Genomic DNA, 14,085 nt, shown 5'->3' on the forward strand with positions numbered 1-14,085 from the left:
GAAGACCCTCGCCGGATCCCTCAGCACCAAGGTTACCCTGCTCAAAGACGGTGAAGTTATTGATACCCTCTCCACTCCTCTGCGCCCGACCCTGGATACGGCAGGTGCCCAAAACAAGCTTGCTATTCTAGGCGGCACTATTCTTGCACTCCTTGTCCTTTTGGCTGCGCTGATTTGGATCATCTCCCGTAAGAAAAAATCCAACGCGCGGACATACATCCCCCTCATGCTAGCCGCAGGATTGTCGTTCTTCCTAGGCTACCAGGTAGTACAAGCAAGCCACGGCGTATACTCCGGATCACCGTACTGGGGCCAGGTACTTATCCATGGCGGTGGTACCGTACCGCTGGAAGCTGACCACTGTGAAGATGAAGAGTGCAGCGAAACAACCCGTGGCAAAGTAGGAAGCTATACTGCCTCCCCCACGGATGCATGTATTGAGGCCCGTTACGCAACAAGTGACAAGGGCATCCACGTGGGCGCACCAAATGGTTGGGTAGGACCAGACGGTGAAGGTGGTACTGGCGATGACATTAAAGCCTCAGAATGTGACACTCCCGAGAATGGTGGGAATCCTGGCGAAGCAGTTGCCTGCGCCGTAGTTTATGAAGACCTGGACATTCCTGAATACATTACCCCCCTTCTTCGCGGCCTGTTCGCAAACGGCACAGCCGTCTCTGGGACGTATAGCGGCAGCGCCGGGCCCGGCAACCAGTATAAAATTGGAAGCGCAGGCGTTGGAGGCATAGCTGGCACGGGACCGGAAGACCCTCGTGACTTCTTTAAATGCTCCGAGGTTGCCATTGGGCCTGAAGGCGCCAATTCGTTCTCTTCAAGCTGTGGTGGATGGTACCCTTCTCAAATTAGTGTCGGCTTCTCCCTAAAGAAGGTGAGCTGCACCGAGAACTGTGGCGGGCCAGGCATGAGCTACTTTTACGGAGGCCCTAAGGCTGACCTAGAGGTTGATACCATGGAGACAGAGTCTCCAGGCTGTAAAGAGGGTGAAACTATTCACTGTACCCATAACTGGGTTTACCCACCTATAGATTGTGACGGAGATGGCACCATAGGCGAGGGCATTGGCTCTGGCACGTCTGGTGAGAGCTCCGTAGGTTCCGGATTCAGCAGCATACAGGCTGGGATAAGCTCTATCAGTACTACCGTCTCTACAATCTCCAGCTCTATTAGCAACCCAGGCTCCGATCCCACCTCTGACCCGGGTAGCGATCCTTCTACCTCAGATCCAGGTTCTGATCCGTCTACGTCTGATCCAGGGAGTGACCCGTCTACTTCAGATCCAGGCTCTGACCCTTCGACATCTGACCCGGGTAGCGATCCTTCTACCTCAGATCCAGGTTCTGATCCGTCTACGTCTGATCCAGGGAGTGACCCTACCAGTGACCCAGGTTCCGACCCTTCCACTCCAGGCACGACAACCGGAAACGGTAAGGTCCTTAACTTTGGCCTCGGCAGTCGCCGCTGGTAACCTATTATGCGACACATGAAACTATCATCACGCCGCGGATTCACCGTTATCGAACTCGTCGTTGCAGCATCGGTCATTGGCCTGCTGTCCGTCATCGTAACCGCCAACCTCAACGAAAGCCGTGCCCGGGCACGTGACGTCAACCGTACCGAGTCCGTACGCGCCTATTCCGCTTCTTTGGAGCAATGGAAGGCCAGTAATGGCAGCTACTTTGTCTACCTAAAAGGAGGCACCGCGCCTACTTGTACGGCAGTGCCAAATGACTACATGGTATGTTCCGGTTCCAGCGCTGTGGGCTACAAAGGTAGCGGCCAGGGTGGCATCACCCGCAAAGGGCGTGGGGCGGATTACGGCGCCAGCTCAATTGCCGATGCCCTTCTCACCGCAGGCTTCCTTTCCCGCATCCGCATTGACCCTCTGGATACAGACTTCACCACAAAGACTACCGCCTCAAGCACATACGCGGATTTCCTCCTCACGCTCTGTAAGAGCGACTCCCAGCCAGCCGACTCAATTAAGAATGCGTTGGAGTATGGCATATTCACCAAACTGGAGCGACCAGAGCCTGTCAGCCAGCAGGTTGCTGATGCCCACTGTGGTGGCGTAAGCACCCCAAGCAAGGGCTGGGACACCCTCCAAGCCCGTTAGTCAGGAATTGCGGTAGGTGCTGCTGCGCAGCCAGACCAGAGGCCCACATTCGCTTGTTGGGCCTCTTTTTGTGCCTGCCTGAATGCTGCCTGGAATACGTAAGGGCGGTCATAGGTGTACTCCTGGGCGTAACCTTCACGGATCAACTTCTCGTTCACAAAGGTGCCATCCAATAAGTAGATGTACCGAAGGAGGCGCCCGTACCTGTCCATGTCCTGTTGGCTCTCGTCAGAGGACATTCTGATTTCTTTGTCCTGGAGAATACCCGTTGCGAACAGGGAGGCTTCCTTCCCAAAACACTGCACCGGCTTACGTGGGTCCACGCTTTCCGGCGTGTTGATACCGATCAGGCGCACCACCTTCTCCTCTCCCTCGCGCTCGATGCGGACCGTATCGCCATCCACAACCCGCATCACCCGCGCTTGCTCGGTTGCCTCTGCAGGCACCACTGAGAGGGTGGTAGGCAAGGGCTCGGGAGTAGGAGACGGCGTGAGAGGCGCAGGGCGCACAGCAAACTGCGGGGCAATGCCAAAAGCAATCGCCACAAGGAACAGGGAAACAATAGAAAAGCGGATGATGAAGCTGACGTAACGGTTTTGCATAGCCCCAGTGTAACCAAATAACCTCCAGTAGCCCAACTTATTTTGCTAGCCACTTGACGTCCAGATTGAAGAGGAGAACAATTAAGGTAGTTAACCAGTAACTACCTAACTCACGTAGGAAAAGTTATGCACAAGAAACTCGCAATGATCTTTGGGGCGATATTTACCCTCGTTGGTATCCTCGGATTCATCCCTGGCGTTACCAATGACAATATGTTGCTCGGGATCTTCCATGTGGACACCCTCCACAACCTGTTCCACCTTGTAACCGGTCTTATTGGCCTCTACCTTGGCACATCCAGCGAAGGCGGCTCAAAGAGCTGGTTCCAGATCTTTGGTATCATCTACGCACTCCTTACCGTGCTTGGCTTTGTCTACGGTGAAGAGAAAATCCTTGGCCTGATTGTCAACAACACTGCTGACACTTGGCTCCACCTTGTCCTTACCGCAGCCCTGCTTGCAGTTGGCTTTGGTATGAGCGACAGCGGCGACAAGGCAACTGCCTAAGGCAACCTTCCGCCACAAAGAAACCCCGCCGAAAGGCGGGGTTTTTGATTATTCGTCACACTGGCGCTGCTGTTCAAAGAAACGGATTGCCCGGGCCATGAATACCTCGTAGGCAGAGCTCTCTCCAAATGGCCCATACCAGAGCTCCATTTCTTCGGACACCACTTCTGCGTCGTCGTCCGAGCCATGCATAACGTTGTTGTGCATATGCTCTTCATCCCGCGCCAGGTAGCGGATGTCCTTGGGCTCTGCCAACTTGGGGTTGGTTGGCCCCAGGAGTGTGCGCAGCTTCTTAGCGGCGCTCATGTCCGAGCGGTTGTAGGCAAGAACCAGCCGATAGACCTGCTGGCCGGCCAAGGCTGCCACCGTCCTAGGGAAGAACTCTGCCTCCCTATGCTCGGCGTAGTGTGCCTCAGCCATCTCCCGTGTCACATCGACCAGGGAGCAGTCGATAACGTGCAACCCTTCTCCCTGCAGCCTTTGAACAAGGCTAGGAAGCAACTCCTTAGCGTGGGGCTTAATGAGCCCAAATCCGACAGACGTTTGCGGTCTATTACTATCCAAGTTCCAATCCTCCAAGCCATCTTTCGATGTAGCCGCACCCTATCAAAAACCCGTCTCTTCTTCAAGAAAAGCCCCTTGCGGGGCTTTCTCCTATTCGTACCGGAGTGCTTCGACCGGGTTCATGCGCGAGGCGCGGATGGCCGGGTACATGCCGGCCAGCATGCCAATGACGGTAGTTACACCAATGACACTGACCCCGAGCCAGAGGGGCACTTGAATGATATCGCCTACCCCTGCACCAGAAAGAAGGTCGGCAGCATAGATGTTAGCCAGCTTCCCTACCCCCACCCCGACGAGCACACCAAACACTCCTCCCCAAAACCCTAAGAGTGCTGCCTCAAAGGTAAAGAGCCTGCGTACGGCGCTCCGGGTGGCCCCGCAGGCACGCATAACGCCTATTTCCCGTGTACGCTCCAATGTGGCCATCACCATAGTGTTAATGACACCAATGGCCGCCACAAAGAGCGAGATGGCACCGATAATGCCGAGTACCACTGTTACAATTTGGAAGGACTTGAGGATGGTATCCAACGTGTCCTTTGCCGTAACCGCGCCTACGTTTAGTTTTCGCACCTCAGTGGCCACCGCCTCTACGTTTTCCACATCATCCACCTTAAGGACAAATTGTTGGTACCCGTCACGGGTAATCGGGTCTTCTCCCATTAGTTTCCAGGCCACAGGCTTGGATGGCAGCTTGGGTGGACCAGCATTACCAGATTTGTTCAGGGCATCCATTTCCTTCTGGTAACGAATCATGTCCTCCGGGTCCTGCTGCCAGTTCTGCCAGGTGTTCAGTGCCCGGCCCCACGAAAGGGAGACATAGCTGGATTCATCAAAGCCCCCAGCTTGGGTGACACCAATCACCTCAGCTTCAATTTCTGTCACGCGGCTACCCTGTTCGTCCCGGCTTTCCTTACTGTCGTTAAACTGGCCATTTGCACCTACTTTTGGCTCAGGTATGTCAGCACCCGCCCCCATGAAGCCTTTTTGGGTAATGAGGATAACTTTCTTGCCAACCATACCTGCCGCATTGTCTTCAAAACCTAGCTTTTTGAGGTAGCTGCCACTCAGTACAATCTTGCCCACCCCATCGTCAGTGGTCAGGTTCCTTCCTGCTGCCAGTTTCTTATCCGCAGAGGCGCTTGGCACGTATGCAGTCACGCCACGGTCAAACTTAAACTCAGTCCCACCATCCTTCAACTTGATTTTATTAAACGCCCAAACACCAATTTGAGGAGTAACAGATTGCACGTGCGGGATTGCCTTCAGCTTGGTAGCAAATGTGTCATCCAGTTTAGTGCCGCTGTTTTGCCCACCACTGCTGCCAAAAATATCAGCATTTGAAGTGTCGGTATCAGACAGGACATTGACCTGGGTAAGAGCACCGGAAGAGGCAATTTGTGCAAGCAAGGCATTTTTAGCCCCAAACACGAGGGACAACATGACCACCACCGAGGTGGCGCCAATAATGACAGCGAAAATGGTAAGCAAGGTGCGAAGCTTCTGACGCCAGATGTTTTTCAGTGCAAACCGAATGTAGTCGAAAAATTTCATAGTTAGTTTGCCCTCTCTGTCATCTTGCCGTCGTGAATAGTGATTACCCGGTCAGCCTGTTTTGCAATGGACTGGTCATGCGTAATGATAATCAGCGTTTTCCCCTTTTCATTCAGGTTCTTAAGCAGTGCCAAGATTTCCTCACCCCGTGAAGAATCAAGGTTTCCCGTTGGCTCATCCGCAATGATAATGCTTGGCTCGTTGGCCAAGGCACGGGCAATACTTACCCGCTGGCGCTGGCCACCAGACAACTGGCTGGGGAGGTGCCGCAAGCGGTCGCCAAGGCCCACCATCTTCAGGCAGGTTACGGCACGCTCGTACCGCGTCCGTTTGCCAACCCGGCCAAAAACCAACGGCATCATGACATTCTCCGTGGCCGTGTAATTGGGCTGTAAATTGAAAGACTGGAAAACAAACCCAATGTGCTTGTTACGATATTCGGACAAGTGCTTGTCATTGACCTGAGAGAGGTCCTCTCCTTCTACCATAACGGTACCGCTGTCAGGGTTATCCAGACCGCCAATAATGTTGGCCAATGTGGATTTTCCTGAGCCGGAAGGGCCTGTAATCGCCACAAACTCCCCCTCCTTGATTGCAAGGGAGATGTTATTCAAGGCATGGAGCGTTTCATCGCCAATTTTGTACGTCTTCGTGACGCCATTCAACTGAATCAATGCTTCTTGGGGCATGGGTGCACACTATTTTGCTTCTCCCTTCAGTGTACTCTTGCCAAGCATCCTAGCGAAAGCATTGGTGCAAATGCCGCAGGGGCACCACATTGACAACTTGCTTTATCCCTGGTATTTTATTGTCCCAAAACAGATTGGGCAAAAGCCCCGGCTTTTGCGGAGGGTTCTCACGGGAGAGTTTATGAAGAGTGTGGTTCAACGTTTCTCACAGGCAGCACATAGCAGCCGTGCGGTTTATCCGCTCAACGAATGCACTTTTAAGGCGCCAGCCACCAACACCGAGGTTAGAGGGTTCATTGTCACCTTCGTTGCCCAGGGAAGAAAAGGGACTCGCACACCCTTTGTCCTGGATAGCATCGCGAAAGAAGACCTTGCTTCCCTCAGGGAGGATGAAACATTCTGCACAATGTTGTCGGAATGGCGATCCGCCTTCAAAGAGGGAGTGCGTACGGATGAGCTTCAAATTGTCATTCACAACGACAAGCCCGTCCTGGCCTTCGTTCCATCCAACCAATCAGCGGACAACCCGTTCGCCGATGCCGACCGAGAACTAGCCGGCGTATAGCCGCTAGATCCCAAGGGCCCGTCAACGATGACGGGTCTTTTTTGTAAGAAAAAAGCCACCCCGGGAGGGGTGGCCTGGTAGTGCGTCTCTAGCGAGCGGTCATCAACTGGCCTTCCGTACGGGCCGGTCCATCTGCCCTGTTGAGAGAGACTCCCGCGCCCAGGTTGAGCATGAACCAGACTCGCTTGTCCATTTTTTCCCCCTCAAGCTGCTGATGGAGGATCTGGAGATAGGGCCGGTCAAAGCCCAGGTCAGATGCCACCCGCGCATACTCCTGCCACTCGGCACGGGCATACGTAATGGCAAGGACTTGGCCGTGAGTGGCATCTTCATGCCGTCCGGAGACCTGCTTAAGGCCTTCCGGCAAGAGGAGTGTCGCGACGGGATTACCCGGCCAGTTGCCAAGCAACCAGTGGCAGGTTTCCGTAAAGATCTCGAGGGATGTCCGGGTAGGGTCCAACACTAAGTGGGCGCTGCCCCGGTACAAGTACCAGCCGTTTTCTAAATAGTAATTCATCAATTCAACCCCACACAAAGTCACCTTTTTAAGGCAGGGGCACTCTAGCAGATAAAATGGAAATTGGCTAGTAGTACCTTGAATCGTAAAAAAAGCCACCCTGTTGGGTGGCTTCCGAACCTTAGGGCGCTAGAGCCGCCTTACTTCTAGGAAGTCGGCCAGTTCAGCTTTGAAACCCCTGTTTGTGACTGGAAAGGTCACTGGGGAGCGCTCCTTGAACACGACTTTGGCGCCCACCGGAAAGGAAAACCGATCCTGGTTGCGCTCCGAGAGCGTGAGGCCGTTGAACGTTGCGTCCCAGCTTTTCCCAGAGACATGTTTTACGACGAGGGGCAGGAAATCTTTCTTCTCCCTCTTCCCCACCGTCCAGCCTCCGGTCTCCTTGGTTAGGGTGGCAACAAAGTCCACATACGCCGGAGGGGTAGCCACCGTTACGGTTGTTGGCGACTGACTGCTTTGGCAGCCCGTCATAAGCAAGGCAATGACAAACAAGGCACGTGAACCACACTTCATTTGTTAAGACACCACAGCAGGATTGAACCTGATAATTACGAGGGAGTGTAGCACGCGAACCCGTTTCTGTCAATGAGACAATCCACAGCCCTCAAGGTTTTGAAGGTTCTGGATTGTGGCAGTCGGAGTACACCGACTGCCCAAATGTTATTCTTGCCCAGCCGCAGCTACGCGCCATGCAAGCGTTTCACCTGCCCGGTACGGCACAATGCCTGCACACTCGTCGGGCACTACCCATTCTTCCTCTACAAGCGTTACTTTCCCATCGGAAGGCAACAAACCGTAGAACTCGGTAGCGAAGTGTGAGACAAAGGGCTCGAACCGGTCAAGCGCGCCCTCGCGCTCAAACAGTCCCGCCAAGGCCGGCAGAAGCACAGGGGCCGTAAAGACCCCTGCGCACCCATCGGTGCACTCTTTGCGATCCCGCGAATGCGGTGCCGAGTCTGAGCCAAAGAAGAACTGCCTCTCACCGTTCAACACGGCTTCCCGCAGCGCTTCCCTATCCTTGTTCCACTTGGGGATAGGCTTACAGAAGAGATGGGGCTTTAGGTGGCCGCCAAACACTTCCGTATGCGTAACTTCCAGGTGGTGAAGGGTGATGGTGCCGCCTACGCGGTCAGCATCCCAACTTCTCACCGCCTCAATCCCTTCCTTGGTCGAGATGTGCTCGAGGACTACCCTCAACCGCGGGTACCGCTCAACGATCATGTGAAACACGTCATCGATAAACCGGCGTTCCCGGTCCATGCACTCGGCGTCAGGATGCTCACCATGAAGGCAAAGCACCACATTCAGCTCTTGCATGCATTCAAAAATGGGGAAGAGTGCCTCAAAGTCACGCACCCCACCCACTGAATTGGTCGTTACCCCGTCAGGATAGAGTTTCCCGGCAAGAGCCCCAGCGTACATAGCGTCTTGGACCTGACCCACCGTTGTAGCGGGACTGATCTTGAACGTCATAAGCGGCTGGAAATCTATGCGCGGGTCTACACAGGCGCGAATGGCTTCACGGTATGCCCGCACGTCATCGCCCGTAATTATGGGCGGCTCAGTATTAGGCATTACCAATACATGGGAAAATTGGGCCGCAGAGTACGGCACCACATCCCGCATCATCTGCCCCGTTCGAAAGTGAACGTGGGCATCGAATGGTTTACGAATTGTTATCGGCATATTCCCTCCCGGGACTCCCTAGGCATGGACCGGGTCAACCAGGTTGACATATTCGGTCGCAATTCTCTCAAACACACGCGGGTCATGATTCTCAGCGTACGCTGTCACCACTTGTACCAACGTGGCGCCGCAACGGGTTGCGTCCAGCACATCCCGGCCGGTGCATACGCCGCCGGCATAGACATACTGGATTTTGCAGTCCGGGTCTTCATCAAAGACCTCTTTGAACTGCACTAACTGTCCCAGCGCAGGCGCCTTCATGCCTGGACCGGAATACCCACCAAGCCCCTTGCCAAAGCCAATGGACGGATTGCCGTCTTCTTTGGGCAGGTAGCAATTGGGGAAGGTGTTGATACCCGTCACAAATGAAACGGAACGGCGGCTGCGCACTTTCTGGGCGACCCGGATACGCTGCGCGGGGTTGGTGTAAGGCGAATACTTAGGCCCATACATTTGTCCTCCCACTGCACGCTCCATAACGTCAAAGATAACGTCTTGGACTTCTTCGTCAAAGCTGACGATTTCCTTTTGCCTGCCGCCAGTTACCCACACATTGGGACAGCCCTTGTTTAACTCAGTCCAGTCGGCCCCAATTTCGAAGGCGACTTCGCTTAACTGGCAGTATTCGTCCGGTGTGTAGCCGGCGACACTGACCGCAAGGTACTTTCCAGCGTCGTGGGCAATTTTGCGCATCTCCCGCCCCTCCTTACGGAGGTACTCGATTCCCCTGTTCGGCATACCGAGCGAGTTGAGCGGTGAAGCCCATACGTCACCCGGGTTGCCATCTTGGGCGTTGACGGTATACGAACCGATCATGATGGCCGCCACCGGGGCAGTGGCCAACTTCCTCACGTCCTCGACAGTCTTGCAGGTTCCCGCGCCATTCATAATGGGCGATTCAAGCTGATATTTTCCAAACCAAATTGGCTGCATGTTCACTCCCAGATTGTCACGCACACGAAGAAGTTTCGTATGGATCAAGTCTTGATTGAGAGTAGCGTAATTGGCTCCTGTAAGGAATAGGTAGTGCTCAGACCTGTTTTCCGGTATACCAATACAGACCAAGGAGGTTACGTTCATTGAAAAAAGTTGTCAGCGTTAGCCTTGGTTCGTCCAAAGGCAACAAAGAAGTAGCGACAAAATTCCTAGAGGAAGATTTTCTCATTCAGAGGATTGGCACTGACGGTAACTTCAACCGAGCCCGCCAGCTTATCCGCGAACTGGATGGAACTGTGGATGCCATCACTCTCGGCGGCATCGACCGCTGGGTTGTGGCTGGTAGCCGCAGGTATGAGATACGGGACGCCCGGGAGCTGGTGAGGTGCGCCACTAAGACACCTATTGTCGATGGAAGTGGGTTGAAACATACCCTTGAGCGGGAAGCCGTCTACTGGATCAACCAAAACTTATTGCCGCTCGCAGGGCGCAACTCGCTCCTTGTAAGCGCGGTAGACCGGTTTGGAATGGCCTCCGCCCTTATGGACTGCAACGCCAATGTCATGTTTGGCGATCTTATCTTTGCCGTTGGCCTGGATTGGCCAATTCGGTCGGAGACCTCACTCAAACGGCTTGCCCGTTTTGCACTCCCCATTATGACAAAGCTCCCCTTCCAGTGGCTCTATCCCACAGGGAAAAAGCAGGAAGAGCACTCGCCCAGTACGTGGCGGAAGAAGTATTACGAATGGGCCTCGTTCATCTGTGGCGACTTTCACTACATCCACAAGTTCCTCCCCCACTCCATGGGAGGGAAGACAGTCCTCACCAATACCCTTACGGCGGAACAGGTGGAGGAGCTCCGTGAAACAGGCGTCAGCACGGTAATCACTACTACCCCCAATTTTGGCGGCCGCTCCTTTGGGACGAATGTCATGGAGGGTGTGGTTGTCAGCTTACTTGGACGGCCAGTGGAGGAAGTCACCGAAAATGATTACCTTTCCATCCTGCAACAGCTGGCATGGAAACCGGAGGTGATCAAGCTTGCTTAGGAAACCCAAGCGTCAGCATACTGCTGGCGCTTTTTATAAGTAGAAGCGCTCAATATGCTCCACTACCAGCGTTTTGCCATTCCCCCTCAAAAGGATATCCCTGTCAGCCCGGATTGCTTCGCGGTACTGCCCTACAGAGCTAACGAACTGGCGAAGGTTCTCCCCATCAATCCGGTTGGCGGATATGCCAAAGCCGTTTGCTTGAATTACCTCTGCATTCATTTGCTGCTCGTATAGGGGAAGCGGCAAAGCGTAAACAGGAATGCCGAGGGACATGGCCTCTGAAAGGAGCGTGTGGCCAGCCGTGGAAATAATGCCAGAGCACCGGGCAAGGATTTCCTTAAACTGAGGGGCGCCGTGGGAATAGAGGTGTACCATCTCATTTCCCTGCCTCCCCGCGATATCCGGTGCGAAAATATGGAAGATGGCACCTTCTGTTTCACAGAGCTGAACCACCTCTTCCAGGCTTTGAGGGAACACTTGTTGCGAGGAAAAATACACCAAGAACTCACGTGGTTCACTTGGTACGTTTTTCATCGTCACAACGGAATCGCTCAGGATAGAGGGAAGCATGAGGACGTCATCCCCACCTTCTTTTTTCCGGACATCAAAGAAGGAACAGGCTATCCGGCAGGCCGCCGTAGGAAAAAACAGCTTGAGCCTCGCCACCTCGTCCGCATAGGTAAGCCCGTGCAGTTCTTGGGGGAAGTCACCTGCCAGGTACTTGCTTTGCTGGTCGATGGTAATGAGTGGCGCGCCATGCTCATACGCGTACTCTGCACAAATGGGCTCGTAGTCGCTAATCACCAAGTCAGGAGTGCCAATGAGCTCCTTTGCCATAGCCTTGGCTTTGGCATTTATACCAGCGAAGTCTTTTTGGTTACGAGGCAACTGTTCGGTAGCCTCAAAATCTATTCCGTCTTTGCTCCCCACATAAAAAGGCACCGCTACTTCCACCACCGTGACAGAAGGATGGTTGTCAAAATGGTTGGCATAGAAAGCATAACTGCTGTCATAGGCAAAAATGACAATGGTATGGCGCCCTGCAAAGTGCTCAATGAGGGGAAGCTGACGCTGCGTATGGCCGTTCCCTATTCCGCATACGCCATAGAGGATTTTTTTGCCGCTCATAGCTGTGCAATGTTACCGGCGACAAAGCCCGCAGATCCAACGAAGGAGTACACTGGAACGTCTGGTAAGAGCCGCAGAAGATTCGACGCAAGGTGCTCTTGCGTGCCTTCCGGAGGCGTCCCCACTAGTACCTGCTGACCGTCCCCACTTATCACATCGGCATTAACTGCATCCATGAAAAAGGGGTACAGGGAGTGGAGCGGACTGAGGCCCTCCAGCTTTTTACCCTCTTCTTGATGATCATTCAGCCTGACAATAGCCACGGCCTTAATAGGTACCGCGGGTGCGGAAAGGTATTTCTCGGCATCCAATAGAAACGCATACCTGCCCCAGCGCTCCACATGCTCCGCAACGTTAAGGTTGTCCAAGTGATGCCTGTCGCTTCCACGGATGGTGATAGTGGGCGTACCCGCCACTGCCAGCATGGTCTCCCCATCCAGGGAAACCGTGGTTTTGTTCCCAGAAAACACTTTTTTGCCATGATGCTGGACCAAGTGGAGAAGGAGTGATGTTTTACCTGATCCTGAATGACCGACAATGAGTACGGCACCATCTTCATTCCCCACACAGGCGCCATGGACTGGGTACAGCTTGTGCTTAAGAAAGTGGAGCCGGGCCACGCCATACAAGACATGGTTCATACTTGCGGGAAAGGCACCGTCCCAGGTGTCATGAATATGTACCACACCCTCTCCTTGGGTCAGGCTTTTGTCAGAAGATTCGCAGTGTTCAATGACAATATCAGCACTAGGAAGAGGCGCATCGCACCGTTCGATGCCGGGAATATACGCCCGCAAAAGGAGAAGGTCGGCCTCCGTAAAGGCAAAATACTGGTCACTCGTCAGTGTCAGTGAGAAGTAATTTTTGACAGAAAAATGGTAGGACGTCATAGCACATACTTATGAACAAAATTCTATAACCCTTTTGGCAACCTCTTCCGCACCACCCGTGCCAAATTCTGAAAGCAAAGCGCTCGTCTGACTTGTTTCTTTGTCCATGACCGTAGCGTGAGCCTTTTCTGCCATACCACCAAACAACTCCCCGAACTCAGCGGAGTGAATGGCATTGCGGATAGTATCCAGCACGCGCGGCTGGTCATCCCAGTAATTAATAGGGTGTCCCATGTCTTCCCAGTCCACCCAGGCATCGGCCATGTCGTGCTTGCCGAGGATATGAAGCTGTTGCCCCTGACTGTCATTGGCTGGGGGGAGCCAGACGGTTGGCAAGTCAAAGGCAGCGACATCATAGATGTTACCCAACCCTGGTGTCATAAAAGCGTACTTGCTGGCTTTCATGATTTCACCCATTTTCTCACGGCTGTAACTTCGGACACGGGGATCGTCCAAACGCATGGCCACGGCGCTGCTCGTAGCAATAATGAGCTCGTTTGCCGAAATGCTCCCCTGCAGCGCTTGAATCACGACCCGTGCGTACTGCTCCGTGTCTTCTACCGACCATAGCGGGTTCTGCAACCCACCAAGGTTGATAAGCACGTACTGAGGCTCCTCTTTTTCTTCTACCGCCCGAACAATAGATGGAACCACATGGACATCAGGTGGGAAAAGGGTTGGCTCATTTGCCAGCCGCTCACGGACACCGAAAAAGTCCTGAGTCAGGTAGAGGTTTACTCGCTTGATACACGCCGGGACCTCGTGCCAATACCAAGTCAACGGGTCATACATAATAACCTTGAGGCCAAGTGCCAGAGCGCGCTCCGCCATCTCACAATCAAGTACGGTAAAGAAAACGTCATATTCCGCAATAATTTCATCCGCCTGCTCGTCCGTCATATCGGAAATGTCGTGCAGGGCGTCGTAAGGCAAATCCTTCTGCAGGTCCAAGGTGTGGTTCTTACCCAGATAACCAATACATTGGAACGCATTACGAAGAAACGGAAAAAAGCTGGCCACTGCGGCAGAGGGCCCAAAACCAAACGGCTCGGCATTCAGGAGAAGCTTGCGCTCAGAGGTTTTCATAACTCTCTTGACTATAGAGCAGCTTGCCAAGAATAGTTAGCTTTTCTGGTTTTCGCACCGCTTCCAACTTCTCATAATCTGAGTAGCGGGATTTTTTACTCGCGTGCATGAGCGCCTCACGGACGTTGCTACCAATACCGTTGCGGAATGATTCATTTCTTACATCAATCAAGTC

The 14,085-nt window shown here is 53.6% G+C and carries 17 protein-coding genes; 5 read left to right on the forward strand and 12 right to left on the reverse strand.

The window, feature by feature from the left end; genetic code table 11:
- Positions 1-1,486, forward strand: a 1,486-nt coding sequence (locus tag VLA04_01355) for a hypothetical protein (protein HSI20343.1), incomplete at its 5' end; no start/stop codon positions are given.
- A 15-nt stretch (positions 1,487-1,501) separates the two neighbouring features.
- Positions 1,502-2,134 carry a type II secretion system protein gene (locus VLA04_01360; protein ID HSI20344.1) on the forward strand — a complete coding sequence of 211 codons (633 nt, stop codon included), beginning with the start codon at positions 1,502-1,504 and terminating at the stop codon, positions 2,132-2,134.
- Here VLA04_01360 and VLA04_01365 read toward each other — a convergent pair.
- Positions 2,131-2,736 carry a thermonuclease family protein gene (locus VLA04_01365; protein ID HSI20345.1) on the reverse strand — a complete coding sequence of 202 codons (606 nt, stop codon included), beginning with the start codon at positions 2,734-2,736 and terminating at the stop codon, positions 2,131-2,133. The genes VLA04_01360 and VLA04_01365 overlap by 4 nt on opposite strands.
- Positions 2,737-2,862: 126 nt before the next feature.
- Between VLA04_01365 and VLA04_01370 the strand changes: the two genes are divergently transcribed.
- Positions 2,863-3,243 carry a DUF4383 domain-containing protein gene (locus VLA04_01370; GenBank protein HSI20346.1) on the forward strand — a complete coding sequence of 127 codons (381 nt, stop codon included), beginning with the start codon at positions 2,863-2,865 and terminating at the stop codon, positions 3,241-3,243.
- Positions 3,244-3,291: 48 nt separating this feature from the next.
- Here VLA04_01370 and VLA04_01375 read toward each other — a convergent pair whose 3' ends face one another.
- The 3 genes from VLA04_01375 to VLA04_01385 all read right to left on the reverse strand — a co-directional run bounded on the left by VLA04_01375 (position 3,292) and on the right by VLA04_01385 (position 6,035).
- On the reverse strand, positions 3,292-3,807 hold the full coding sequence (locus tag VLA04_01375) for a nucleoside-diphosphate kinase (GenBank protein HSI20347.1): 516 nt from the start codon (positions 3,805-3,807) through the stop codon (positions 3,292-3,294).
- 90 nt (positions 3,808-3,897) lie between these two features.
- Positions 3,898-5,361, reverse strand: coding sequence for an ABC transporter permease (locus tag VLA04_01380; protein HSI20348.1), 1,464 nt, complete (start codon positions 5,359-5,361; stop codon positions 3,898-3,900).
- Between the two features lie 2 nt (positions 5,362-5,363).
- Positions 5,364-6,035 carry an ABC transporter ATP-binding protein gene (locus tag VLA04_01385; GenBank protein ID HSI20349.1) on the reverse strand — a complete coding sequence of 224 codons (672 nt, stop codon included), beginning with the start codon at positions 6,033-6,035 and terminating at the stop codon, positions 5,364-5,366.
- A 52-nt stretch (positions 6,036-6,087) separates the two neighbouring features.
- Here VLA04_01385 and VLA04_01390 point away from each other — a divergent pair, with 52 nt between their 5' ends.
- Positions 6,088-6,615 carry a hypothetical protein gene (locus VLA04_01390; GenBank protein ID HSI20350.1) on the forward strand — a complete coding sequence of 176 codons (528 nt, stop codon included), beginning with the start codon at positions 6,088-6,090 and terminating at the stop codon, positions 6,613-6,615.
- Between the two features lie 88 nt (positions 6,616-6,703).
- Here the strand turns inward: VLA04_01390 and VLA04_01395 are convergent, their stop codons facing one another.
- The 4 genes from VLA04_01395 to VLA04_01410 all read right to left on the reverse strand — a co-directional run bounded on the left by VLA04_01395 (position 6,704) and on the right by VLA04_01410 (position 9,898).
- Positions 6,704-7,132, reverse strand: a complete 429-nt coding sequence (locus VLA04_01395) for a hypothetical protein (protein HSI20351.1) — start codon at positions 7,130-7,132, stop codon at positions 6,704-6,706.
- A 129-nt stretch (positions 7,133-7,261) separates the two neighbouring features.
- A complete protein-coding gene (locus VLA04_01400) occupies positions 7,262-7,645 on the reverse strand; it encodes a hypothetical protein (GenBank protein HSI20352.1) in 384 nt (127 codons plus the stop codon).
- 147 nt (positions 7,646-7,792) lie between these two features.
- Positions 7,793-8,818 carry a dihydroorotase gene (gene pyrC / locus VLA04_01405; GenBank protein HSI20353.1) on the reverse strand — a complete coding sequence of 342 codons (1,026 nt, stop codon included), beginning with the start codon at positions 8,816-8,818 and terminating at the stop codon, positions 7,793-7,795.
- An 18-nt stretch (positions 8,819-8,836) separates the two neighbouring features.
- Positions 8,837-9,898, reverse strand: coding sequence for a dihydroorotate dehydrogenase (locus VLA04_01410; protein HSI20354.1), 1,062 nt, complete (start codon positions 9,896-9,898; stop codon positions 8,837-8,839).
- On the opposite strand from VLA04_01410, the gene VLA04_01415 reads away from it, so the two are divergent.
- Entirely contained in the window at positions 9,898-10,803 is a 906-nt protein-coding gene (locus VLA04_01415; protein ID HSI20355.1) for a quinate 5-dehydrogenase, read from the forward strand. The two genes, VLA04_01410 and VLA04_01415, sit on opposite strands and share 1 nt — an antisense overlap.
- 33 nt (positions 10,804-10,836) lie before the next feature.
- On the opposite strand, the gene VLA04_01420 is transcribed toward VLA04_01415, so the two are convergent.
- From VLA04_01420 to VLA04_01435, 4 genes are all read right to left on the reverse strand, one after another.
- Positions 10,837-11,934 carry a glycosyltransferase family protein gene (locus VLA04_01420; protein HSI20356.1) on the reverse strand — a complete coding sequence of 366 codons (1,098 nt, stop codon included), beginning with the start codon at positions 11,932-11,934 and terminating at the stop codon, positions 10,837-10,839.
- Positions 11,931-12,824: a hypothetical protein gene (locus tag VLA04_01425; GenBank protein HSI20357.1), complete on the reverse strand. Its 894-nt coding sequence runs from the start codon at positions 12,822-12,824 to the stop codon at positions 11,931-11,933. Before VLA04_01425 ends, VLA04_01420 begins: the two co-directional genes overlap by 4 nt.
- A 9-nt stretch (positions 12,825-12,833) precedes the next feature.
- Complete coding sequence (locus VLA04_01430) at positions 12,834-13,910, reverse strand: hypothetical protein (GenBank protein HSI20358.1); 1,077 nt, start codon at positions 13,908-13,910, stop codon at positions 12,834-12,836.
- The coding region (locus tag VLA04_01435) for a hypothetical protein (protein ID HSI20359.1) at positions 13,897-14,085 on the reverse strand (189 nt) is incomplete at its 5' end. The genes VLA04_01430 and VLA04_01435, both read right to left, overlap by 14 nt.

The sequence above is a fragment of the Verrucomicrobiia bacterium genome, from assembly GCA_035460805.1.
Classification (GTDB): Bacteria; Patescibacteriota; UBA1384; order CAILIB01; family CAILIB01; genus DATHWI01.

Excerpts from the sequence above, each read along its gene's own strand:
- VLA04_01360 (HSI20344.1), top strand. The coding sequence starts at position 1,502 with ATGAAACTATCATCACGCCGCGGATTCACCGTTATCGAACTCGTCGTT.
- VLA04_01365 (HSI20345.1), bottom strand. The coding sequence starts at position 2,736 with ATGCAAAACCGTTACGTCAGCTTCATCATCCGCTTTTCTATTGTTTCC.
- VLA04_01370 (HSI20346.1), top strand. The coding sequence starts at position 2,863 with ATGCACAAGAAACTCGCAATGATCTTTGGGGCGATATTTACCCTCGTT.
- VLA04_01380 (HSI20348.1), bottom strand. The coding sequence starts at position 5,361 with ATGAAATTTTTCGACTACATTCGGTTTGCACTGAAAAACATCTGGCGT.
- VLA04_01395 (HSI20351.1), bottom strand. The coding sequence starts at position 7,132 with ATGAATTACTATTTAGAAAACGGCTGGTACTTGTACCGGGGCAGCGCC.
- VLA04_01400 (HSI20352.1), bottom strand. The coding sequence starts at position 7,645 with ATGAAGTGTGGTTCACGTGCCTTGTTTGTCATTGCCTTGCTTATGACG.
- pyrC (HSI20353.1), bottom strand. The coding sequence starts at position 8,818 with ATGCCGATAACAATTCGTAAACCATTCGATGCCCACGTTCACTTTCGA.
- VLA04_01410 (HSI20354.1), bottom strand. The coding sequence starts at position 9,898 with ATGAACGTAACCTCCTTGGTCTGTATTGGTATACCGGAAAACAGGTCT.
- VLA04_01420 (HSI20356.1), bottom strand. The coding sequence starts at position 11,934 with ATGAGCGGCAAAAAAATCCTCTATGGCGTATGCGGAATAGGGAACGGC.
- VLA04_01425 (HSI20357.1), bottom strand. The coding sequence starts at position 12,824 with ATGACGTCCTACCATTTTTCTGTCAAAAATTACTTCTCACTGACACTG.
- VLA04_01430 (HSI20358.1), bottom strand. The coding sequence starts at position 13,910 with ATGAAAACCTCTGAGCGCAAGCTTCTCCTGAATGCCGAGCCGTTTGGT.